The organism is Nonomuraea sp. NPDC046570 (genome assembly GCF_040645915.1).
Classification (GTDB): Bacteria; Actinomycetota; Actinomycetes; order Streptosporangiales; family Streptosporangiaceae; genus Nonomuraea.
Window position 1 is genome coordinate 66,798 of sequence record NZ_JBEYZF010000025.1, and the last position, 22,351, is coordinate 89,148.

The 22,351-nt window shown below is 69.6% G+C and carries 20 protein-coding genes and 1 pseudogene; 9 read left to right on the forward strand and 12 right to left on the reverse strand.

Annotated features, from left to right (window positions below; genetic code table 11):
* Position 1 precedes the first annotated feature (1 nt).
* The 5 genes from ABZ911_RS31285 to ABZ911_RS31305 all read right to left on the reverse strand — a co-directional run bounded on the left by ABZ911_RS31285 (position 2) and on the right by ABZ911_RS31305 (position 5,134).
* On the reverse strand, positions 2-1,186 hold the full coding sequence (locus ABZ911_RS31285) for an ABC transporter permease (protein WP_358063927.1): 1,185 nt from the start codon (positions 1,184-1,186) through the stop codon (positions 2-4).
* Positions 1,183-1,878, reverse strand: coding sequence for an ABC transporter ATP-binding protein (locus tag ABZ911_RS31290; protein ID WP_358063930.1), 696 nt, complete (start codon positions 1,876-1,878; stop codon positions 1,183-1,185). Before ABZ911_RS31290 ends, ABZ911_RS31285 begins: the two co-directional genes overlap by 4 nt.
* Positions 1,875-3,245 carry an efflux RND transporter periplasmic adaptor subunit gene (locus ABZ911_RS31295; protein WP_358063933.1) on the reverse strand — a complete coding sequence of 457 codons (1,371 nt, stop codon included), beginning with the start codon at positions 3,243-3,245 and terminating at the stop codon, positions 1,875-1,877. The genes ABZ911_RS31290 and ABZ911_RS31295 overlap by 4 nt, the downstream gene beginning before the upstream one ends.
* Positions 3,246-3,381: 136 nt before the next feature.
* The gene (proC, locus tag ABZ911_RS31300; RefSeq protein ID WP_358063936.1) at positions 3,382-4,176 is read right to left on the reverse strand and encodes a pyrroline-5-carboxylate reductase; all 795 of its coding nucleotides are present in this window, start codon (positions 4,174-4,176) and stop codon (positions 3,382-3,384) included.
* 79 nt (positions 4,177-4,255) lie between these two features.
* A complete protein-coding gene (locus ABZ911_RS31305; protein ID WP_358063939.1) occupies positions 4,256-5,134 on the reverse strand; it encodes a proline dehydrogenase family protein in 879 nt (292 codons plus the stop codon).
* A 97-nt stretch (positions 5,135-5,231) separates the two neighbouring features.
* On the opposite strand from ABZ911_RS31305, the gene ABZ911_RS31310 reads away from it, so the two are divergent.
* The 7 genes and pseudogenes from ABZ911_RS31310 to ABZ911_RS31340 all read left to right on the forward strand — a co-directional run bounded on the left by ABZ911_RS31310 (position 5,232) and on the right by ABZ911_RS31340 (position 13,309).
* Positions 5,232-5,684 carry a hypothetical protein gene (locus tag ABZ911_RS31310; RefSeq protein WP_358063942.1) on the forward strand — a complete coding sequence of 151 codons (453 nt, stop codon included), beginning with the start codon at positions 5,232-5,234 and terminating at the stop codon, positions 5,682-5,684.
* A gap of 237 nt (positions 5,685-5,921) precedes the next feature.
* A complete protein-coding gene (dnaK, locus tag ABZ911_RS31315; RefSeq protein ID WP_358063945.1) occupies positions 5,922-7,796 on the forward strand; it encodes a molecular chaperone DnaK in 1,875 nt (624 codons plus the stop codon).
* A gap of 30 nt (positions 7,797-7,826) precedes the next feature.
* A complete protein-coding gene (grpE, locus tag ABZ911_RS31320) occupies positions 7,827-8,435 on the forward strand; it encodes a nucleotide exchange factor GrpE (protein WP_358063948.1) in 609 nt (202 codons plus the stop codon).
* Positions 8,436-8,475: 40 nt separating this feature from the next.
* A complete protein-coding gene (dnaJ, locus tag ABZ911_RS31325; protein ID WP_358063951.1) occupies positions 8,476-9,663 on the forward strand; it encodes a molecular chaperone DnaJ in 1,188 nt (395 codons plus the stop codon).
* 3 nt (positions 9,664-9,666) lie between these two features.
* Positions 9,667-9,969, forward strand: a pseudogene (locus tag ABZ911_RS31330) (helix-turn-helix transcriptional regulator); the annotation flags it as partial.
* Positions 9,970-10,021: 52 nt separating this feature from the next.
* The gene (clpB, locus tag ABZ911_RS31335) at positions 10,022-12,595 is read left to right on the forward strand and encodes an ATP-dependent chaperone ClpB (RefSeq protein ID WP_358063954.1); all 2,574 of its coding nucleotides are present in this window, start codon (positions 10,022-10,024) and stop codon (positions 12,593-12,595) included.
* A 126-nt stretch (positions 12,596-12,721) separates the two neighbouring features.
* A complete protein-coding gene (locus ABZ911_RS31340) occupies positions 12,722-13,309 on the forward strand; it encodes a hypothetical protein (protein ID WP_358063957.1) in 588 nt (195 codons plus the stop codon).
* Positions 13,310-13,397: 88 nt separating this feature from the next.
* Here ABZ911_RS31340 and ABZ911_RS31345 read toward each other — a convergent pair whose 3' ends face one another.
* Positions 13,398-13,928, reverse strand: a complete 531-nt coding sequence (locus ABZ911_RS31345) for a tetratricopeptide repeat protein (protein WP_358063960.1) — start codon at positions 13,926-13,928, stop codon at positions 13,398-13,400.
* Positions 13,929-14,098: 170 nt separating this feature from the next.
* On the opposite strand from ABZ911_RS31345, the gene ABZ911_RS31350 reads away from it, so the two are divergent.
* Positions 14,099-14,491, forward strand: coding sequence for a hypothetical protein (locus tag ABZ911_RS31350; protein ID WP_358063963.1), 393 nt, complete (start codon positions 14,099-14,101; stop codon positions 14,489-14,491).
* Here the strand turns inward: ABZ911_RS31350 and ABZ911_RS31355 are convergent.
* From ABZ911_RS31355 to ABZ911_RS31365, 3 genes are all read right to left on the reverse strand, one after another.
* Complete coding sequence (locus tag ABZ911_RS31355; protein WP_358063966.1) at positions 14,460-15,032, reverse strand: TetR family transcriptional regulator; 573 nt, start codon at positions 15,030-15,032, stop codon at positions 14,460-14,462. The genes ABZ911_RS31350 and ABZ911_RS31355 overlap by 32 nt on opposite strands.
* Positions 15,033-15,170: 138 nt before the next feature.
* Positions 15,171-16,865: an SDR family oxidoreductase gene (locus tag ABZ911_RS31360; protein ID WP_358063969.1), complete on the reverse strand. Its 1,695-nt coding sequence runs from the start codon at positions 16,863-16,865 to the stop codon at positions 15,171-15,173.
* 9 nt (positions 16,866-16,874) lie between these two features.
* Positions 16,875-17,966, reverse strand: coding sequence for a CapA family protein (locus ABZ911_RS31365; RefSeq protein ID WP_358063972.1), 1,092 nt, complete (start codon positions 17,964-17,966; stop codon positions 16,875-16,877).
* A 295-nt stretch (positions 17,967-18,261) separates the two neighbouring features.
* Here ABZ911_RS31365 and ABZ911_RS31370 point away from each other — a divergent pair, with 295 nt between their 5' ends.
* A complete protein-coding gene (locus tag ABZ911_RS31370; RefSeq protein WP_358063975.1) occupies positions 18,262-19,710 on the forward strand; it encodes a catalase in 1,449 nt (482 codons plus the stop codon).
* Between the two features lie 53 nt (positions 19,711-19,763).
* On the opposite strand, the gene ABZ911_RS31375 is transcribed toward ABZ911_RS31370, so the two are convergent.
* The 3 genes from ABZ911_RS31375 to ABZ911_RS31385 all read right to left on the reverse strand — a co-directional run bounded on the left by ABZ911_RS31375 (position 19,764) and on the right by ABZ911_RS31385 (position 21,900).
* Positions 19,764-20,336 carry a hypothetical protein gene (locus tag ABZ911_RS31375; RefSeq protein WP_358063978.1) on the reverse strand — a complete coding sequence of 191 codons (573 nt, stop codon included), beginning with the start codon at positions 20,334-20,336 and terminating at the stop codon, positions 19,764-19,766.
* A gap of 352 nt (positions 20,337-20,688) precedes the next feature.
* Entirely contained in the window at positions 20,689-20,901 is a 213-nt protein-coding gene (locus ABZ911_RS31380) for a DUF397 domain-containing protein (protein ID WP_358063981.1), read from the reverse strand.
* Between the two features lie 57 nt (positions 20,902-20,958).
* Positions 20,959-21,900: a helix-turn-helix transcriptional regulator gene (locus ABZ911_RS31385; RefSeq protein ID WP_358063984.1), complete on the reverse strand. Its 942-nt coding sequence runs from the start codon at positions 21,898-21,900 to the stop codon at positions 20,959-20,961.
* Positions 21,901-22,351 lie beyond the last annotated feature (451 nt).

Here is a 22,351-nt window from a genome sequence, read left to right on the forward strand (position 1 = left end):
CTTAGTCCGCGCGCAGGGCGATCACCGGGTCCAGCCTGGCCGCCCGGCGCGCGGGCGCGACCCCGAAGAACACCCCGACCACCACCGAAACCCCGAACGCCAACGCGATCGACCACCAGGTGATCGAGGCGGGCACCTCGGTGAGGGTCCTGATCAGCAGCGACCCGCCGACGCCGAGCGCGATGCCGATCAGCCCGCCGAGCGTGGTCAGCAGCACCGCCTCGATCAGGAACTGGGCCAGCACGTCCCGCTGCCGGGCGCCCAGCGCCTTGCGCAGGCCGATCTCCCGGGTCCGCTCGCGCACGCTGACCAGCATGATGTTGGACACGCCGACGCCGCCGACCAGCAGCGAGATGCCCGCGATGGCGGCCAGCACACCGGTCAGCATGCCGATCACGCTGCCGATCGCGCCGAGCAACTGGGTCTGGGTGACGGCCGAGAACCGCTCCCCCGGGTACCGCTCGCCGAGCGCGTCGACCACCCTGCGCTGCAGCGGCTCGATCTCGTCGGGTCCGGAGGCGCGGACCGCGATGCCCTGGATCCTGGAGACGCCCAGCAGCCGCTGCGCGGTGGTCACCGGGATGTGGATCTCCTGGTCGCGCGAGACACCGAAGGTCGCGCCGACCGTGGCGTACACGCCGACCACCCGGAAGCGGGCGCCGGAGATCGTCACCTGCCGCCCGATCGGGTCCACCTCGCCGAAGAGCCGGTCGGCCACCTCCGCGCCGAGCACCGCCACCCGCCGCCGGGTGTCCACATCGGTCTCGCTGAGGGTACGGCCACGCCGCAGCGGCCGGTCGAAGACGCGGGGCAGGTTCTCGTCGGTGCCCACCACGGTGACGAACACCTCGGTCCTGCCGACCCTGACGGTCTCGCCCGAATTGATCGACATGGTGACCCTGGCGGGATCGCCGACCACCCGGCGGACGTAGGCGACGTCACTCAGGTCGAGCCTGCTCTGCGTGGGCACCGCGCCCACCCCGATCCGGCCCGGCACCACCAGGATGATGTTGCTGCCGAGGCCGGAGATCTCGCTCTCCACCGCGTCCTTCGCGCCGGTGCCGATGGAGACGAGGATCACCACGGCCAGCACGCCGATGACGACGCCGAGCATGGTCAGCGTGCTGCGCAGCCGGTTCACCCGCAGCGCCTCCAGCGCCATGGCGAACGCCTCGCGCCCCCTCACGCCGCCGCCTCGCCGGTGTCCAGCTCGATCAGCCCGTCGCGCACGTGGATCTGCCGTCTGGCGTGCGCGGCCACCTCGGGCTCGTGGGTGACCAGCACGACGGCCATGCCGCGCTCGCCGTTGAGCCGGTCGAGGATGGCCATCACCTCGGCCCCGTTGCGGGTGTCGAGGTTGCCGGTCGGCTCGTCGGCGAGCAGCACCCTGGGCTCGCCGACCAGCGCCCTGGCGATCGCCACCCGCTGCTGCTCGCCGCCGGACATCTGCGAGGGCCGGTGGCCGAGCCGGTGGCCGAGCCCGACGGACTCCAGCGCCGCCCGCGCCCTGGCCCGCCGCTCGGCCCGGCCCACCCCCCGGTAGACCAGCGGCAGCGCCACGTTGTCCAGCGCCGAGGTACGGCCCAGCAGGTGGAAGGACTGGAAGACGAAGCCGATCGTCTCGTTGCGCAGTTCGGCGAGCTGGGTGTCGGACAGCCGGGCCATCTCCACGCCGTTCACCCGCAGCGCGCCGGAGGTCGGCCGGTCGAGGCAGCCGAGCAGGTGCATGAGCGTGGACTTGCCCGACCCCGAGGGCCCGATGATCGCCACGAACTCGCCGGGGTCGATGCGCAGGCTGACGCCCCTGAGCGCGTCGACCGTGACGCCGTCGAGCTGGTAGGACCTGGTGAGGTCCACGACCTGCAGGGCGGGCGTCATGGCAGCTTCTGGCCCTGCCGTACGGCGTCGGCGCCCTTGACCACGACGCGTTCGCCCACGGTCAGGCCGGCGACCACCTGGACCAGTGCGTCGCCCTGGGCGCCGAGCTTGACCACGCGGCGTTCGGCGGCGCCGTTCCGCACCACCCAGATCACGCTGTCGCGCCCGCTGGAGACGATCGCCGAGGCCGGGACGGCGACGGCGTCGGCGGCTTCGCGTACGGTCAGCCGGGTGACCGCGCTCATCCCCGGTTTGGGGGTGGGCGCCTTGGTCCCGTCGTCGAAGGTGCCCTTGCCGAGCGAGAGTTGCACCGGGTAGCTCACTCCCCCGGTCGTGGCCTGCATCGGCTGCACGCCGACGCCGGTGACCGTCGCGGTGTAGGTGGCGCCCGGCACCGCGTCGAGCTCCACCTCGGCCTGGGTGTCGGGCTTCACGAGCAGGACGTCGGTCTCGTCGATGTCGGCGGACAGGGTGAGCCTGGAGACGTCGGTGACGGTGACGAGCGGGTCTCCCGGGGACACCGGGACGCCGGTCGCGACGGGGGCGCCGCCGCTCGCCGAGGGGACCGCGGGCGGTTGCCCGCCGGGCAGCTGTCCCAGCAGCCCGCTCAACCCGGCCGCCCCGCCGCCCCCCGAGGGGCGGCCGAGCGTCACGATCCCCGCGAAGGGGGCTTTGACGGTGAGCGACTTCACGGTGTCCTCCGCCATCTTGACCGCGGCCTTCGCCTGCGCGGCCGAGGCGGAGCGCAGCGAGGACATCGAGGCGGTGAGCCCGCCGAGGCCGCTGCTGAGCTGCCCGGTGAGCTGGGCGAGTACGCCGTTGACCGTACGGTCGAGGTCGGCGGTGATCGCGGCGAGCGCCTCGCGCTGGGCCTTGTGCTGGGTTTCGGCCAGGCCGATCGCGTTCAGCAGTTGCCGGCGCGCCGTCGGGTCGTCGATCTTGCGCGCCTCGGCCCGCGCCTTGGCGAAGTGCCCGCGCACCTTGCGGTCGAGGGCGGCGGTGTCGAAGGAGGCGACCCTGAGGCGCGGCGCGCCGAACGAGGGCCGCGGCGTGGCCGGGGCGGCCGTCTTCGCCGCCTGGCGGGCCTGCTTGAGCTGGCCTCTGGCCTGCGGCGAGCTGATCTTGACCAGTACCTGGCCCTTGCCGACCCGCTCGCCGTCGTGCACGTAGAGCTTGCCGACCGTGCCCTGGGCGGGCGAGCGCATCGTCGCCGTGGCCCTGGCGCCGATGGTGGCGGGCGCCTCGACGACCTCGGCGACAGGGGCCCGCCCGACGGCGGCGAGCTGGATGGGGGATGGCTCGTCGGCTGAGCAGCCGGTGAGCACGAGTAGGACGAGCAGCGGGGGGATACCGCGACGAACCGTCACCGACCCATCGTAAAGAGACCGTCACCAGGCCGCCCGGGGAACCCTCGGATGGCCGGTACGGCCAGCAGAACCGCCTGGTAACAGTTAAGGTTCTTTAGTGATCGGGTCGCGAATCGATTTCAGAACGCGACACGGCTCAGCCGCTCGCCAGCTCCCGGCCACGGTCGCGGGCGGCCTCGATGGCGGCGAGGAAGGCGGCGCGCACGCTGTGCCGTTCCAGCTCGGCGATCGCGGCGATGGTGGTGCCGCCGGGCGAGGTGACCGCCTCGCGCAGGATCACCGGGTGCTCGCCGGAGTCCCGCAGCATGATCGCCGCGCCGACGATCGACTGGGTGACCATGTCCAGGGCAGCCGCGCGCGGCATGCCGAGCAGGATGCCCGCGTCGACCATGGCCTCGACCAGGTAGAAGAAGTAGGCCGGGCCGCTGCCGGACAGCGCGGTCGCCGCGTCCTGCTGCGACTCGGGGATGCGCAGCACCTTGCCCACCGGCTGGAGCAGGGCCTCGGTGAGCTTGAGGTGCTCCTCGCCCGCGTGCGACCCCGCCGAGATCACGCTCATCGCCTCGTCGAACCTGATCGGCGTGTTCGACATGACCCGCACCACCGGGACGTCCACGCCGAGGCGCTGCTCGACGAACGCGGTGGTGATGCCCGCCGCGGCCGAGATGACCAGCCGGTCCGCGGGGACATAGGGGGCTATCTCGTCCAGCAGGGTCGCCATGTCCTGCGGCTTGACCGCCAGGACGAGGGTGTCGGCTGACTTGGCGGCCTCGACGTTGGAACCGATGCGGACGCCGTACGACTCCTTGAGCGCCTGGCCGCGCTCGGGCCTGCGCACGGTGGCCATGATGTCGGCCGGTTTGAACCCGGCGCGGAGCAGGCCGGAGAGCAGGGCCTCGCCCATCTTGCCGGTTCCCAGAATCGCGATCATGCCAGTCCTCACGAGGTAGAAGCCCGATCTGCAGCCTACCGGCCTTCGTTTCCCCCACCCGACCTGGCGGCTCGCCGTCCTATCGGTGCGGCAGCAGGGCCAAGGCCAGGTCGGCGGGATGTTCGGCCAGGCGACGCATAAGGTAGGGGTACCAGCCTGGGCCGTAGGGCACCTCGACGCGCACCCGAAGGCCGAGCGAGGTCAGCCGGTGCCGCTCGGCCGGGCGCACGCGGCGCGGGAGCTGGTGCTCGTACGCCGAGGGCTCGCGCCCGCTCAGCACCGCCAGCGCGGAGGTGATCTCGATCAGCCGCCGGTCGTCGGTGGCGACCACCGGGTATCCGCTTCCGTTCATCAGGATCCTGAGGCAGCGCACGAAGGACCTGTCGACCTCCCGGGCGGTGCCGAAGCGGAGCGCCTCGGGGGCCTCATAGGCGCCCTTGCACAGGCGCACCCTGGCCCCTTCGAGCCTGCGGCACCGCTCGGCCGCCTCCCGCAGGTAGGCCTGGACGACCACGCCGACACCCGGATGCTCCTTGCGCAGGGTGGCGTGGATCGACATCAGCGCCTCGACCGTGTCGTGCTCCTCGGCGTCGAGGGTGACGGTGACGCCCCTGGACGCGGCGGCCTCGCAGATGGTGGCCGCGTTGTCCAAGGCGAGCTGCTCGGACAGGCGCAGGCCGAGCGCGGTCGGCCGTACCGACACGTCCGCTCCCGCGTGCAGCCCGGCCAGCAGGGCGAGGTAGGCCTGGACCGAGCCCTCGGCCCTGGCCCGGTCGGTGACGTCCGCGCCGAGGTAGTCGACGGAGACCAGCAGCCCCTGATCGGTCAGGTCGGCCACCGCGCCGGCGGCGTCGGCGGCGACGAACCGCTCGGCCAGGGCCTTGGCCGGCGGCGAGGACGACAGGACGCGCTCGGCGCGTTCACTTCGTGCGAGAGCCAGGAGAACGTGTCGAAGCACCTGTTCACCCTAACGTCACCCATGTGGATCGCACGCGCCGCCATATCATCAGGTTCCATGTCTTGAACCCCGGATCGCCAGGGTTCGTCATAGGGGTATGCCGAAGCGTGGATTTCTCTCAGCGGCCCTGGTGGCCGGGTGCCTGTCGCTGACGATGGGCTGCGGCTCGGCCCCCGTGCCCGAGTCCGCCTCCCCGCAGGTCCCGGTGACCGCCCAGCCTGCCTCCAGCGGCCCTGCCGACGGCCCCGAGCCGGTCAAGCCCACCGGTGACGCGGTCAACCCGCACAAGGTCCGCTGGACCAGCGCCAAGCCGGTCTCCAAGGGCCGCAAGGTGAAGCTGGTCTGGTGGTCGGGCGTGGCGCCGTGCAGCGTGCTCGACCGGGTGAAGGTGAAGGAGACCACCAAGCGGGTCACCATCACGCTGTACGAGGGCACGGCGCCGAAGGCGGTGAACGCGTCCTGCATCATGATCGCCATCGAGAAGACCACGACCGTGAAGCTCCGCAAGCCACTCGGCAACCGCAAGCTCGTCGACGGCGCGAAGAACTGATCACGACGCGCCTCGGAGGTCCCGCCGCGCGGACCGGAACGGTCACGGGTGCTGTTCCGTTGGCATCAGTGGCGGCGTCATGTGCCGCACAGTCTGTCGTCCGTTCTTGCCTGGAAGGTCCGGAATGTTGTGACGTCGAAGAGGGTTGAGTCGGATAGGCTCAACTCGTTTGACAAACGCAAGGACCATCCTTAGGTTGAGTCCAACCAACTCAACTTTGACTACAAGGACGTACTCATGGCACGTGCGGTAGGTATCGACCTGGGGACGACCAACTCCGTCGTCTCGATCCTCGAGGGCGGTGAGCCCACCGTCATCGCCAACGCGCAGGGTTCGCGGACCACGCCGTCTGTGGTCGCCTTCGCGAAGAACGGCGAGGTCCTGGTCGGTGAGGTCGCCAAGCGGCAGGCAGTCACCAACGTGGACCGGACGATTCGCTCGGTCAAGCGCGAGATGGGCACCGACTGGTCCGTCGAGATCGACGGCAAGAAGTTCTCGCCCCAGCAGATCAGCGCCTTCGTCCTGCAGAAGCTCAAGCAGGACGCCGAGGCGTACCTGGGCGAGAAGATCACTGACGCGGTGATCACCGTTCCCGCCTACTTCAACGACTCGCAGCGGCAGGCCACCAAGGAGGCTGGCACGATCGCGGGCCTCAACGTGCTCCGCATCATCAACGAGCCCACCGCCGCGGCCCTGGCCTACGGCCTCGACAAGGACCAGGACCAGACGATCCTGGTCTTCGACCTCGGCGGCGGCACCTTCGACGTGTCCCTGCTCGACGTCGGCAGCGAGGACGGCCACGGCTTCGTCGAGGTCAAGGCCACCAGCGGCGACAACCACCTCGGTGGCGACGACTGGGACCAGCGCGTCGTGGACGAGCTCGTCAACAGGTTCAAGAACGCCCACGGCGTCGACCTGGCCAAGGACAAGATGGCCCTGCAGCGCCTGCGTGAGGCGGCGGAGAAGGCCAAGATCGAGCTCTCCAGCCAGGCCGAGACCAGCATCAACCTGCCCTACATCACGGCGTCGGCCGAGGGCCCGCTGCACCTGGACGAGAAGCTCACCCGCGCCGAGTTCCAGCGCCTGACCGCCGACCTGCTCGAGCGGACCAAGGGCCCGTTCCACCAGGTCATCAAGGACGCCGGCATCAAGGTCTCCGACATCGCGCACGTGGTGCTCGTCGGCGGCTCGACCCGCATGCCCGCCGTCTCCGAGCTGGTCAAGGAGCTCACCGGCGGCAAGGAGCCCAACAAGGGCGTCAACCCGGACGAGGTCGTCGCCATCGGCGCCGCCCTGCAGGCCGGCGTGCTCAAGGGCGAGGTCAAGGACGTCCTGCTGCTCGACGTGACCCCGCTGTCCCTCGGCATCGAGACCAAGGGCGGCATCTTCACGAAGATCATCGAGCGCAACACGACGATCCCGACCAAGCGCTCCGAGGTCTTCACCACGGCCGAGGACAACCAGCCGTCGGTGCAGATCCAGGTGTACCAGGGCGAGCGCGAGATCGCGTCGTACAACAAGAAGCTGGCCACCTTCGAGCTGACCGGCATCGCCCCGGCCCCCCGCGGCATCCCGCAGATCGAGGTCACCTTCGACATCGACGCCAACGGCATCGTCAACGTCTCCGCCAAGGACCTGGGCACCGGCAAGGAGCAGACGATGACCATCACCGGCGGCTCCGCGCTGCCGAAGGACGACATCGCGCGGATGATGCGCGAGGCCGAGTCCTACGCCGAAGAGGACAAGAAGCGCCGCGAGGAGGCCGAGGTCCGCAACAACGCGGACGGGCTCGCCTACCAGACGGAGAAGTTCCTCCGGGAGAACGACGACAAGGTCCCCGGCGACATCAAGACCGAGGTCAACGACGCGCTCGCCGAGCTGAAGAAGGCTCTTGAGGGCACCGACACCGACGTCATCCGCACCTCGGCGGAGAAGCTCGCCACGGTCAGCCAGAAGATGGGTTCGGCCATCTACCAGCAGAGCCAGGCGGCGTCCGGCCCGGACGGCGCGGCTCCCGGCTCGACCGGCGACACCACCGACGGGGCCAAGGCGGACGACGACGTGGTCGAGGCCGAGATCGTCGACGACGAGCAGCCCAAGAAGGACAAGTAGGCCGCTCAAGGCGACGAGGGGAGCAAGTTCGTGAACACGCGTGAGAACGGGCCCGACACTCAGGATGAGCCGGTGATCCGCGACAACCGCAAGATCGACCCGGAGACCGGTCAGGCGCGCAGGACCGACGCGGAGCAGGCCGAGCAGGCCGCTGCTCCCGCCGCCCCGGCCCCCGCCCCCGTGGGGGACGGCGACCTGCACTCGCAGGTCGCCGAGCGGACCGCCGATCTCCAGCGCCTGCAGGCGGAGTACACCAACTACCGCAGGCGGGTGGAGCGCGACCGGATCGTGGTCCGCGAGCAGGCGGTCGCCGGGGCACTGAGCGAGCTGCTCCCGGTGCTCGACGACATCGGGAGGGCTCGCGACCACGGCGAGCTGACCGGCGGTTTCGCCAAGGTGGCCGAGTCCCTTGAGGGCGCGCTCACCAAGCTGGGGCTGAGCTCGTTCGGTGTGAAGGGGGACCCCTTCGATCCGACGATCCACGAGGCGCTGATGCACAGCTACTCGACGGAGGTCACCGAGCCCACCGCCATCGAGGTGCTGCAGCTCGGCTACCGGATGGGCGAGCGGGTGTTGCGCCCGGCCCGGGTGGCCGTGGCGGAGCCCGAGGACGCTCCGGCGTCCGAAGACGACAACTGAATTAAAGCAATCCCCCCGAACGAGGACGAAGGAACGGTAGATGAGCACCAAGGACTTCCTGGAGAAGGACTACTACGCCGTCCTTGGTGTGCCCAAGTCCGCCACCGCCGACGAGATCAAGAAGGCCTACCGGAAGCTGGCCCGGCAATACCACCCTGACGCCAACCAGGGCAGCCCGGAGAAGGAGACCAAGTTCAAGGAGGTCTCCGAGGCCTACGACGTGCTCTCCGACGGCAAGCGCCGCAAGGAGTACGACGAGGCGCGCACGCTGTTCGGCTCGGGCCTGGGTGGGCCCCGGCCGGGCGGCGGCAGCGGCGGGTTCCCGTTCGACTTCGGCGACCTGTTCGGCGGTACGGCAGGCCAGCAGGGCGGCGGAGGCGCCGGTGAGCGCATCGGCGACCTGTTCGGGGGGTTGTTCAACCGGGGTGGCTCCAGCACCCGCACCACCGGCAGCACGACCAGGCCGAGGCGCGGCCAGGACATCGAGTCCGAGGTCACGCTGTCGTTCACCGAGGCCGTGGAAGGCACCACGGTCTCGCTGCGGCTGACCAGCTCCGCCTCGTGTTCGGCGTGCTCCGGCACCGGCGCGAAGGCCGGCACCACGCCGCGGGTCTGCCCGACCTGCGAGGGCACCGGCGCGGCCAGCCGCAACCTGGGCAACTTCGCCTTCTCCGAGCCCTGCCGCGACTGCAAGGGCCGCGGTCTGCTCGTCGACGACCCCTGCCCTGTGTGCGACGGCAGCGGCCGGGCCAAGAGCACCCGCACCATCCAGGCGCGCATCCCCGCCGGGGTGAGCGACGGCAAGCGGGTCAAGCTCAAGGCCAAGGGCGCCCCGGGCGAGAACGGCGGCCCGGCCGGCGACCTGTACATCGTCACCCACGTCAAGCCGCACCCGGTCTTCGGCAGGTCGGCCGACAACCTCACCATCACCGTGCCCGTCACGTTCACCGAGGCCGCGCTCGGCGCCGAGATCAAGGTGCCGATCCTCAAGGGCATGCCGGTGACCGTCCGCATCGCGCCCGGCACGCGCAACGGCCAGGTCCAGCGCGTTCGTGGAAGGGGAGCCACCCGCAAGGACGGCACGAAGGGCGACCTGCTGGTCACCTTCGAGGTCATCGTGCCCAAGCAGCTCGACGACAAGGCGCGAGAGCTCCTGACCGAGTTCCGCGACGCCACCGCGGGCGACGACCCGCGGGCCGAACTCATTCAAAAGGCCAGAAGCGAGTAGCCGATGGACGCCAACTACTTCGATCTGTCCGACGAGACGCCCGTCTATGTCATCTCGGTGGCCGCTCAGCTGTCGGGTCTGCATCCGCAGACCCTGCGCCAGTACGACCGTCTGGGCCTGGTCTGCCCCGGCCGTACGGCAGGCCGTGGCCGCCTTTACTCCACCCGCGACATCCTCCAGCTCCGTGAGGTCCAGCGGCTCTCCCAGGAGGAGGGCATCAACCTGGCGGGGATCAAGCGCATCCTCGAGCTGGAGAACGAAGCGCTTCGGCTGCGCGAAGAGGTCCACCGCCTGCGCTCCGAGATGTTGATGGTCAAGGCGCTGATCAGATACGAGTTGCCACCGGGGGCCTAGCTACATGGACTACAAGCTCACCCAGAAGAGCCAGGAGGCGCTGTCGGTCGCCATGCGACGGGCGGCTGCCGAGGGCAATCCCGAGATCGCTCCGGCCCACCTGCTGGCCGCGCTGCTGGGCCAGACGGGCGGCACCGCCGTCCCGCTGCTGGAGGCCGTCGGCGCCGACTGGAAGGCGCTGCGCACCAGGGCCGAGGAGCAGCTCGCCGCGCTGCCGAAGGCGCAGGGCGCCACGGTGAGCGCGCCGTCGAGCTCGCGGCAGGTGCTGACCGTGATCAACACCGCCGCCCAGCGCGCCAAGCGACTGGAGGACGAGTACGTCTCCACCGAGCACCTGCTCGTCGGCCTGGCCACCGACGGCGGGCCGATGGCCGAGCTGCTGAAGTCGCAGGGGGCGACCCCGCAGGCGCTGCTCGACGCCTTCGAGAAGGTCCGCGGGCACGCCCGGGTCACCAGCGAGACCCCCGAGGACACCTACCAGGCGCTGGAGAAGTACGGCGTCGACCTGACCGAGCGGGCCCGCGCCGGCAAGCTCGACCCGGTGATCGGCCGCGACTCCGAGATCCGCCGGGTGGTCCAGGTGCTCAGCCGCAGGACCAAGAACAACCCGGTGCTCATCGGCGAGCCCGGCGTGGGCAAGACCGCCGTCGTGGAGGGCCTGGCCCAGCGGATCGTGGCCGGTGACGTGCCCGAGTCGCTGCGCAACAAGCGGCTGATCTCGCTCGACCTGAGCGCGATGGTCGCGGGCGCGAAGTTCCGCGGCGAGTTCGAGGAGCGGCTCAAGGCCGTGCTCAGCGAGATCAAGGAGAGCGACGGGCAGATCGTCACGTTCATCGACGAGCTGCACACCATGGTCGGCGCGGGCGCCGCCGAGGGCGCCATGGACGCGGGCAACATGCTCAAGCCCATGCTGGCCCGCGGCGAGCTGCGGATGATCGGCGCCACCACCCTCGACGAGTACCGCGAGCGCATCGAGAAGGACCCGGCCCTGGAGCGCCGCTTCCAGCAGGTCTACGTCGGCGAGCCCACGGTCGAGGACACCATCGCGATCCTGCGCGGGCTGAAGGGCCGCTACGAGGCCCACCACCAGGTGCAGATCGCCGACAGCGCGCTGGTCGCCGCCGCCGCGCTGTCCGACCGCTACATCACCAGCCGCTTTCTCCCCGACAAGGCGATCGACCTGGTCGACGAGTCCGCCTCGCGGCTGCGCATGGAGATCGACTCGCGTCCCGTCGAGATCGACCAGCTGCAGCGCAACGTCGACCGGATGAAGATGGAGGAGCTGGCCCTCGCCAAGGAGACCGACGAGGCCAGCAGGCAGCGCCTGGAGCGGCTGCGCGCGGAGCTGGCCGACCGGCAGGAGGAGCTCAACGCCCTGGTCGGCAGGTGGGAGAGCGAGAAGGCCGGCCTGAACAAGGTCGGCGAGCTGAAGAAGCAGCTCGACGAGGCGCGCGGTGCGGCCGAGCGGGCCCAGCGCGACGGCGACTTCGAGGCCGCCTCCCGGCTGATGTACGCCGAGGTGCCGCGCCTGGAGCAGGCCCTGGCGGAAGCCTCCGACGCCGCGCCGCCGGAGAACGCGATGGTCAAGGAGGAGGTCGGCCCCGACGACATCGCCGAGGTCATCTCGTCCTGGACCGGCATCCCGGCCGGGCGGCTGCTGGAGGCCGAGACGGCCAAGCTGCTGCGCATGGAGGACGAGCTGGGGCGGCGGCTGATCGGTCAGCGGCGGGCCGTGGAGGCCGTGTCCGACGCCGTACGCCGCTCGCGGGCCGGTATCGCCGACCCCGACCGGCCGACCGGCAGCTTCCTGTTCCTCGGGCCGACCGGTGTGGGCAAGACCGAGCTGGCCAAGGCGCTGGCCGACTTCCTGTTCGACGACGAGCGGGCGATGACCCGCATCGACATGAGCGAGTACTCCGAGAAGCACAGCGTGGCCCGGCTGGTCGGGGCGCCGCCCGGCTATATCGGGTACGAGGAGGGCGGTCAGCTCACCGAGGCCGTGCGGCGCAGGCCGTACACGGTGGTGCTGCTGGATGAGGTGGAGAAGGCTCATCCTGAGGTCTTCGACATCCTGCTGCAGGTTCTCGACGACGGGCGGCTGACGGACGGCCAGGGCCGTACGGTCGACTTCCGCAACACGATCCTGATCCTCACCTCCAACATCGGCTCGCAGTTCCTCGTCGACCCGAAGCTGGAGAACGGCGCCAAGCGCGACGCCGTGATGAACGCCGTCCGGACCGCGTTCAAGCCGGAGTTCCTGAACCGGCTCGACGACGTGATCCTGTTCGACGCGCTCCACTCGGAGGAACTGACCAGGATCGTCGACCTGCAGGTCGACAGGCTGGCGCGGCGCCTGGCCGATCGGCGGCTGACGCTGGACGTCACTCCGGCGGCCCGCGAGTGGCTGGCACTCACTGGCTACGACCCGATGTACGGCGCCCGCCCGCTGCGCCGCCTCGTCCAGTCGGCGATCGGCGACAAGCTGGCCAGGGCCGTGCTGTCGGGCGAGGTCGTCGACGGCGACAAGGTTCAGGTGGAGCTCGGCGACGACGAGCTCGTCGTGCAACGCCGCGAGTAAGGGCTTGCCCACCCTTCGGGCAAGCCGCGTGACCTGACCGCGTGAGATGGCTACCTTCGGCGTTCGTCGGACCACCTCACACGATCAGGGGGAACGTGAATGTCGGGTACTCGGAGCATCCTTGCGGTGGCCGCTCTGACGGCGGGGGTGAGCTGGTGGGCGCCTGGACCGGCGGGGGCTTCGACGTGCGAGCAGGGGCAGCAGGCGCCGGACAGCGTGGCCGCCGTCTGCGAGGAGGTCACCGGCGTGCGCGCGTCGGGGAGGTACGGCCCGATGAAGGCCCCGCCGGGCGGCGCGGCGTCCGCGGTCGAGCGCCTGGCCATGAAGCTGGGGCTGCCCGGCATGTCGAAGGCCGCCGCGGTGCTGAGCGTCGCCGACATGGGCGGAGTGGCCGCCGGGGCGGGCCTGCCCACACTGCCCATGGCCGCGCCGGGGGTGGCGGGCCTGAAGGACGTGTCGCGCCTGGCCGAGTCGCCCGACCTGCCCGGCCTGCCGGTGGTTCCCACCGAGATCCGTGAACTGGTCAAGGTCCCCGACGTGCCCGGCGTCGTCGACCGCACCGTTCCTGAGGTGCCTGTGCTGGACCTGCCGCGCCGGGCCGGCGAGGTGGAGAAGAGCGCGCCCCGCGCGCCCGATCTCACCGGCTCGTCGCTGCCCGGGGCGGGGGCGATCGCCGAACTCGGCCGCGTGCTCGGCGACCTGGGACTGGGCTGAGGCCCGCAGCACGACCGTGGACGGGCCGCGCCGCCCGTCCACGGCTTCGCCCCGCCGACGAAGGGGACCGCCGCGGCGGTCCCCTTCGTCATGACACGAGCGCGTCGAGGTCGTCCTCGGGCAGGCCGAGGTCGACCCGGATGCGGTAGCGGGTGCGCAGCAGCGCCAGATGCTCGGGGTCGTCGTGGGCGCAGGTCAGCACGGCCTGGGTCACCCATTCGAGGCCCGCCTGGAGATCGCCGTAGGCGACCAGGGTCTCGGCGATGTTGTGGGCGGTCGCCGGGTTGGCGCCGCCCTCACCGCGGATCGTCGCGATGACGTCCCTGGCCTCCTCGGGCCGGTCCAGCTCGAAGAGCGTGTCGGCGATGCCGGCCCGCGGGTCGATGCCCGAGTCTCCGCCGTCTTCGAGCGCTCGCTGGAAGCACTCCATCGCCCGGGCCGGCTGCCCCGCCTGCCGCCATTCGTCGGCGGCCAGCACGAGGATGGCCGCCCTGGAGATGTCACCGGAGGAATAGGACAAGGCAAGCTCGTCGAGCTGCCTGGCGAGCGAGCTGTGGTCGTCCGCCAGGAGGGCCTGCTCAAGCAACCGATCAAGGTGCTCACGGGTCACATGCGCCACACCGCGAGACTATCGAGCGCGGCTCGGCTTTGCCCGGACAATGCCCATGGCCGCTCTCACCAGGCTTCGGCAACGTTTCGTCCACATCCGGCTACAGATCGCGTGTCTGTGCAGGCAGAGGGGCATATACGGCTCACGTCACCACGGGGTGAGGAGGGACTCTGATGGGCATGTCCAGACAGATGACCTTCACTCTCGCCTGTACCGTGGTGCTGTCGGCGATCATTCCGGGGGCCGCGGGCTATCTGTCGGCCCGGCTGGAGGCCGTCCAGGCGGCCGAGCGGAACCTGCGGACGCTGGAGATCAGGCTCAGGGCCGAGGTCGTCGCCGAGACCAGGAACGCGGCCGGGCGGCGGGATCACGCCGAGACCAGAGCCCCGCAGAGCAGGCCGGTGGTGATCACCTCCGACCGGTGCAAGCTGGTCCGGCAGCCGCAGCAGCCACCGCCGTCGTCGTCGTCCGAGGAGCGCCTGGCCGGGCGGGTGCCGCGCAAGGTGCCCGCGATCCCGCCCGAGTGGTTCGCCGTGTCGGTCACTCCGGAGGACGGGCCAGCTTCCTACTGAGCCTGCGCGACAGGAAGCCGCGGATGAGTTGCTTGGCCGCCGCGATGATCTCCGGGTCGCCTTCGGGGGCGCGGCGGAAGGCCAGCTTCAGCACCGCGTCGCCGGCCTCGACCGCGACGAGGACGGACACGTCCAGTTCCTCGCTGTCGGCCAGGCCGTACTCCTGCAGCAGCAGTCCGCGTAGCCGTCCGGCGATCACCGTGTTGTTGTCGGAGTCGGAGTCGAGCAGGTTGAGGTCGACGACGTCCCCGAAGTGCAGGCTCTTGAAGCCCGGGACGGTCCGGTGCATGTCGACGTACTCGTCGATGATCGCGTCGACCGCGTCCCACCAGCCGCGGTAGTCCTCGTCGAGGAATCTGCGGCCGATCCTGGAGACGAACAACTCGACGTTGCGCCGGGTGAGCTCCTGGGTGATGGCCCGCTTGTCGGGGAAGAACTGGTAGACGGATCCGATGGCGACCCCGGCGCGCTCGGCGATCCGGGTGGTCGACAGGGACTCGTAGCCGAGTTCGTCGAGCAGTTCGGCGCACGCGTCGAGCATCCGCTCGACTCTGCGGACACTGCGGCGCTGTGTGGGTTGACGGCGGAGCGGAGTCGCCTCCACGCAATCGGGGTCGTCAACGTGCAGTGGGGACACGAGCACCATCTTGCCCCCTGGCAGTCAGATTCCAACGTGCAATCAGTGGAATTCTGCGGTTGTAGAACGTCGTGCAATGCGCCGCATGAGCGCGGGCGACAGCCGGGAGAGCGCGTAACCGATCCAGCCTTCGGCGTTGACGGGGACGACGGCCTGGTCGCGGCGCACCGCGCGCAGGATGTGCGCGGCCACCCGCTCCGGCGGGTACGCCCGCCGGCGCAGCCCCGCCACGGCCAGTTCCTTGACGTCCGGCCCGACGAATGTGGCGTTGCGCGCGATCGCGGTCGACACGAAACCGGGGCAGATCACCGTGACGCCGATGCCCTGCCCGGCCAGTTCCGCCCTGAGGCAGTCGCTGAGCATCTTCACCGCGGCCTTCGACACCGAGTAGGCGGGCAGCGCGCGGGAGGGGGCGAAGGCGGCCAGCGAGGCGATGTTGACGATGTGGCCGCCCTCGCCGCGCCCGGCCATCTGCCCGGCGAACAGGCGGCAGCCGTGCACCACGCCCCACAGGTTCACGTCGACGGTCCTGCGCCAGTCGTCCAGGGAGTGGTCGAGGAAGGGGCCGCCGACCGCGATGCCCGCGTTGTTGACGACCACGTCGGCCACTCCGTGCGCGGCCAGCACCTCGGCGGCGAAGTCCGCCATCGCCCCGGCGTCGGCCACGTCCACCCGGTAGGGGTGGGCACGCTCGCCGATGCCCTCCGCGGTGCGCCGGGCCGCGCCCAGGTCGATGTCCGCGCACACCACCTCGGCCCCGTGCGCGGCGAACGCCCGCGCGGTGGCCCGCCCGATCCCACTCCCCGCCCCGGTCACCACCACCAGCCGATCCTGGTACGGCCTGCGCCTCCCACCCGCCCGAGCCGCCCGTAGCTCTTTCCGGGCCGGACCTCCTTCGAGATGCTCGGCGAACTCCCCCACCATCCTGGCCACCACCTGGGGATGGCTGCGGTGCGCCCAGTGCCCGGCGGCGATCCTGCGGTGCCAGAAGTCCGGCGCCCACCGCCCCAGCGAGGCCAGCAGGCCGGGGGTGACGAACGCGTCGCGGGTGCCCTCGATGAGCTGGACGGGCACCGTGACGTTCGGGTCGCCGGGGACGCGCCGCCTGGTGAACATGTTGGCCCGGTAGAGCCGGAGCCCGTTGCGGGCGTCCTTGGCCAGGGTGGCCGACGGGTGGCCGGGGCGTGGGGTGACGCCCTCGCCGCTCATGGTGCGCGCCAGGCTGCGCGGGATCACCGTACGCCAGGCGATCTCGGGCAGGACGGGGAGCTGGAAGGCGCCGATGTACCAGGATCTGCGGAGTTGGGCGGCGATCTGGGTGCGCTTGCCGTGCCGCATGAAGTGGGCGGTCTGGTCGACGCCGGGGCCGCCGAGGGTGGTGAAGGAGGCGACGCGGTCGCGGATGCCGGGGCGGGTGATCGCCTCCCAGCCCTGCAGCGAGCCCCAGTCGTGGCCGACGAGGTGGACGCGGGGCTTGCCGATCGCGTCGAGGACGGCGGCCAGGTCGGCGGCGAGGTGGTCGAAGGCGTAGTGGCGGCGGTCGCGGGGCGCGGAGGAACGGCCCACTCCCCTGACGTCGTAGCGCACGACGTGGAAGCGGTCGGCGAGTTCGGCGGCCACCTCGTCCCAGACCTGGTGGGTGTCGGGGTAGCCGTGCACGAGCAGGATGGTGGGGGCGGCGGGGTCACCCTGTTCGACCAGCGCCAGCCGTACGTCGCCTGAGGTGACCCAGCGCATCGGGGTCTCCTATTCGGCCGCGTTCGGGACGCGGGCCAGGCCCGTACAGCCGCGCAGGGCCTTCCACGACGAGATCGCCTGGGTTCTGGCCGTTCCGGTGGCCGGGATCGGGATACCTCCCTGGATCTGGGCGGGGGTCCAGGTGTCCTTCATCACCTTGCGGCCGTTGATGGTGAGGGTGAGCACGCCGGTCTTGGCGGTGATGCCGCCGCCGCTGTAGAAGACGAAGTTGCCGAGGCCGTAGTTGACGTAGGCGCTGTCCAGGTAGCCGCCGCCGAGCAGGATGTGCGCGTGCCCGCCGACGATCACGTCGGCGCCCGCCTTGACCAGCTTGGGGGCCAGCGAGCGCTGCGCCGGGTTCGGGCAGCCCGCCATCTCGGTGCCCCAGTGCAGGTGGACGATCACGGTGTCGGCGGTCTTGCGTGCGGCGCGGACCGCCTGGATCAGGCGCTGCTCGTTCTTGGCCGAGGCCAGGCCGCCCTTGTCGTCGGTGGCCGTCCACGCGGGGATGAGGTGGTCGTCGAGCACCTGGGTGGCCCCGATGATCGCCACCCGGTTGCCGTTGACCGTCTTGCGCCACGGGCGGTAGGCCTGCGCGGCGTCCTTGCCGATGCCGACGACCGGGAACCTCGTCTTGCGGATCGCCGCGAGCGAGTCGGCCAGCCCGGAGTCCATGTAGTCCATGCCGTGGTTGTTGGCCATGGACACCACGTCCACCCCGGCCGCCTTGAGCGCGGTGAACGCCGTCGAGGGCGCCCTGAAGGTGAACTCCTTGCCCGGCGCCTTGGTCCCGCCGGTGGTGATCGCCGTCTCCAGGTTGACCATGGCCAGGTCGGCTTTGCGCAACACGCTCCCGATGGGCCCGAGCGCGGTGCGCGGGTCGGCGTCCAGCCGCCGCCGCAACACCCCCTCGAAGTGCACGTCCCCACCGAAGGAGATGGTGTACGGCTTGCGCACCGGCTTGGCCGGTGCGCTGGGGGTGGCCGTCGCCGGCGGGTCGGCCACGTTCTCGCTGGGCTCGGACTGGGCCGGTGAGCACGCGGTCAGGGCAATGACGACAGCGGTGGTCATTCCCGCCACGCCGGCACGGTACAGGTTCATGTCGGCACTTCCACTCGATCCCCATTCATCAGGCACCGAGCATGCCATGCCCGGCGGCCTCACGGGGATTCTCCTGGCCGTGCGTGGCGAGCCAGAGGACCGCGGCGGCCGTGCCCTCGTCAGACGTGACCGTTTTGGCAGTGTTCGCGGGGCTAAGTCCCCTCTTCCGTGTCCGGATATGGGCGAAATCTCCTACCTTCTAGACTTGAATCATTCAAGTTAGGAGGTATGGTGACGAACGCGGAGGAGCTAGCTGCTGCTCCAAAGCTCTAGATCAATTCCGGAGGACCGCGCCATGACCAACAGGCCAATCACCACCGACGACGCAGGCCTGCCCGCGCCGAGTGACGAGTTCTCGCTCTCCGTGGGTTCGAACGGACCGCTGCTCCTGCAGGACCACTATCTGATCCAGAAGATGGCCCACTTCAACCGTGAGCGCGTCCCGGAGCGGGTGGTGCACGCCAAGGGCGGAGGCGCCCACGGCATCCTGCGGATCACCGAGGACGTCAGCCAGTTCACCAAGGCCGGGCTGTTCCAGAAGGGCAAGGAGACCCCGCTCTTCCTGCGCTTCTCCACCGTGGCCGGCGAGCTGGGCAGCGCCGACACCGCGCGCGACCCGCGCGGTTTCGCGATCAAGTTCTACACCGACGAGGGCAACTACGACCTGGTCGGCAACAACACGCCCATCTTCTTCATCCGCGACCCGTCGAAGTTCTCCGACTTCATCCACAGCCAGAAGCGGCGCGCGGACAACCACCTGCGTGACCACAACATGCAGTGGGACTTTTGGACGCTGTCCCCGGAGTCGGCCCACCAGGTCACGTTCCTGATGACCGACCGCGGCACGCCCGCCACCTGGCGGCACATGCACGGCTTCGGCTCGCACACCTTCCTCTGGTACAACGCGGCCGGCGAGAAGTTCTGGGTGAAGTACCACTTCAAGACCGACCAGGGCATCCGCAACCTCACCGCCGCCGAGGCGGACGCGCTGATCGCCACCGACGCCGACCACCACATCCGCGACCTGCACACCGCGATCAAGTCGGGTGACCACCCGTCGTGGACGGTCAACGTGCAGATCATGCCGTTCGAGGCGGCGGCCGACTACCGGTTCAACCCGTTCGACCTGACCAAGGTGTGGCCGCACGCCGACTACCCCGAGATCACCATCGGCAAGCTCACCCTGAACAGGAACCCGGACAACTACTTCGCCGAGGTCGAGCAGGCCGGCTTCGAGCCGTCGAACCTGGTGCCGGGCATCGGCGCCTCGCCGGACAAGATGCTCCAGGGTCGCCTGTTCTCCTACCCCGACACGCACCGCTACCGGATCGGGCCCAACTACCTGCAGTTGCCGATCAACGCCCCCAGGGTGCCGGTCAACAGCTACAACAAGGACGGCGCGATGGCCTTCCGCAACGCCGCGGACCCGGTCTACGCGCCCAACTCCGTCAACGGACCCGCCGCCGACCCCACCCTGTACGCGGGCGACGGTTACGCGGTGGCCGGGGAGATCCTCCGCTCGGCGTACACCAAGCACGCCGAGGACGACGACTACGCCCAGCCGCGCGCCCTGTGGGAGAACGTGCTGTCCGACACCGACCGCGCCCACCTGGTGAGCAACGTCGTCGGCCACGCCTCGGCCCCCGAGGTGACGGCGGACATGAAGAAGCGTGTCGTGGAGTACTGGACCAACATCCACAAGGACCTCGGCCAGGGCGTCGCCCAGGGCCTCGGCCTCTCCTGACCCACCGCGAGAAGCCCGCGCCCCCGGGACGCGGGCTTCTCGCGCAGAGCCCCCTACCTGAATATCCGGCGGCCTCTGAAGATCGGGTGATCGGTCTCCCAGTACCGCCAGCCTTCGACCCTGGCGGGCACGTTGGCTATACCCGTGCCGACCCTGACGCGGCGGCACGTGCCGAGCACCCTCCACGTCGAGTAGCCGATGCGGTAACCGAAGACGCGGTACCACATGTTGCCGTACTTTCCCTTGGTGATCGTCCGCGTGTAGTCGTGTCCGCTGAAGACCATGTGCCGCTCCTCCAGGTGGGGAATCCCCAGCTGTCGCAGGCTGCGGACCAGGTCCCCCTTGGTGCGCTGCCTCGTCCTCTCCTTCTCGGTCTCGAGGAATGCGAGCACTTCGTGCTCCCGCGTGATCGAGACCGTCATCTCGCCGCCGGGGCCGTCGATGTAGCGGGTGCGGGGGATGAAGAAGTTCCTCGGCGAGAGCCGGTGGACCTTGTAGAAGAAGCGCGGCGAGCATCGCCCTTGCACGGTGTCGATCCTGGCGGTCGCACTCACCGCCGGGGCCAAGGTGGAGACCAAAGCCATCGAAAGGGAGGCGCCCACGGCCAGCGTCGTCATTCTCTTCATCGAACGACGCAGGTTAGGAGTGACTGTGGTTGGTGATTCGGGAATAGGCGTGAACATGTACCGTCCCTTTCGGAATGCGACCCATGGTCGCGACTGACCCGCAGGCCGAAATACGGCCTGTGCCTGCCCGCTGAGCGAGCGAGCGACAAGACCGGTTCGATGCTTACAGTTGCCGCGAGCCGCTCCACACCACCACGCCGAAGTCGAATTCCCCGTATCCGGCAAGGGTCGGTAAAAGTGTCGATATCCGGCTGTCTATTCGGTAAGACCACATGCCTCCCCAAGGCCCCGGCAAAGCCGCAGGTGAGTCCGCGGACGCGGAACGGTCACCAGCCTGCCGGGGCCGCGCCCTCTACTGGGCTACGGAGTCGAACTCTCCCGCGCGGACGCCTTCGGCGAAGGCGGCCCATTCATCGGCGGTGAAGACGAGTGTCGGCCCGTCCTGCTGCTTGCCGTCCCTGATGGCCACATTGCCATCGGTCAGCTGAGTGAACTCCACACAAGCCGACGCACCATTGCAGAAGCGGCTTTTCCGCCACGGTAGCGCGGAGGTCTCGATGTGCATTTAATCCCCATATAAGTGAAAGGGGGCGCCTTTGCCCCCGCTGACGCTGAGAACCCTCTAGCGTCGCCACTGCATGGCGACGCGCCGGATGAGCGAACGCGACTCATCCTCGTCGAGCGCCATGGAACTGATCTGGTCGAAGGCCATCTCGTATCCAGCCACCAGTTCAAGATCTTCGACGAATCGCGCACTGTAGAGCGACTCCAGATAGACGACGTCGTCGAAGGCCGCGAACTTGAGATGGATGAACGCGCCCGTCCCCACGGGATGGACCGAGTCCAGCGTCAGAACCCGGACGCTCACATGCGGGATGGCGGTCATCTCCAGGAGATGGTCCATCTGCTCCCGCATCACCGAGGCGTCCCCGAAGCGGCGCAGCAGCGCCGACTCGTCGATGACCATGTGGATCATCGGCGGATCCGCGCGGAACAGCACCCGCTTCTGCCGGTCGAGGCGGGCCTCCACCCGGCTGCGCACACCACTGTGCGTGATGCGCGAGATGCCCCTGGTGGCCAGGATGACCTCTCTGGCGTAGTCCTCGGTTTGGAGAAGACCTGGCACGAGTTGGGGTTCCCAATCTCGCTGGGCTACGGCCTCCGCCTCAAGCCCCAGAAGTCTCGTGTACTCCCCGGGCAGGTGGCCCTCGTAGTCTTCCCACCACCCTCGCTGCTCGGCGTCCCGCAGGAGGCCGAGCAACTCGCGCTTCTTGTCGGCATCGACCTCGAAGAGGTCCGCCATCGCCGTCACGTCTTCGGCTCTGGGCTTCGTCTTCGACGATTCGATGCGGCTCACCTTGCTGGGAGACCAGCCGAGCCGCTTGGCCGCTCCGGCCCCCGTGAGGTTGCGACGCTCACGCAGGAACCGCAGTTCCTGACCAAGCCTGAGCCGACGGACTATGGGACTGCCACGCTCCGGCACCCGTCCGCTCCCCTCGTGTGGGCAGGAAGGTGTATCGGAAAAGAACCGTTTGCGGTCCCCTTTTCTGGGCCGCTCCCGCAATCGTAGCACTGCAAGTTGCACGAGTAGTGGCACACAGTCTTGCCATAAGCGTTCCACGAGAGGACGGTGGAAGACGGGGAAACCACTGGCCACACGGGGGTGTTCGGGGTGATTTACCAGTGTCCTGGCGTTCCATCGACAATGTCCATGCAAGTTGCACTTGCCTATGCATCGCAACATGTCACGCAACGTGCGAAGAAATCGCAATCTTCTGTTGCTCGCACTATTGCGGCAGGTATCGCCTGAGAGGAACATCGGGCTCAGGAGGATGACCAGGGGATGAGGAGGCCGAGATGACTACCCGGCCGGACGTCCCGGGTCTTCCGTCCGCGAGCTTCCGCGGCCGTGCAGGCCGCGAAGACGGCAGTGCCGTCGTCGCACCCGCTACTCGTCACCCCAGGGAGCCCGCCCGCCGAGAGGAACGCGGCTAGGCGTCTCCACCAGCACGGAA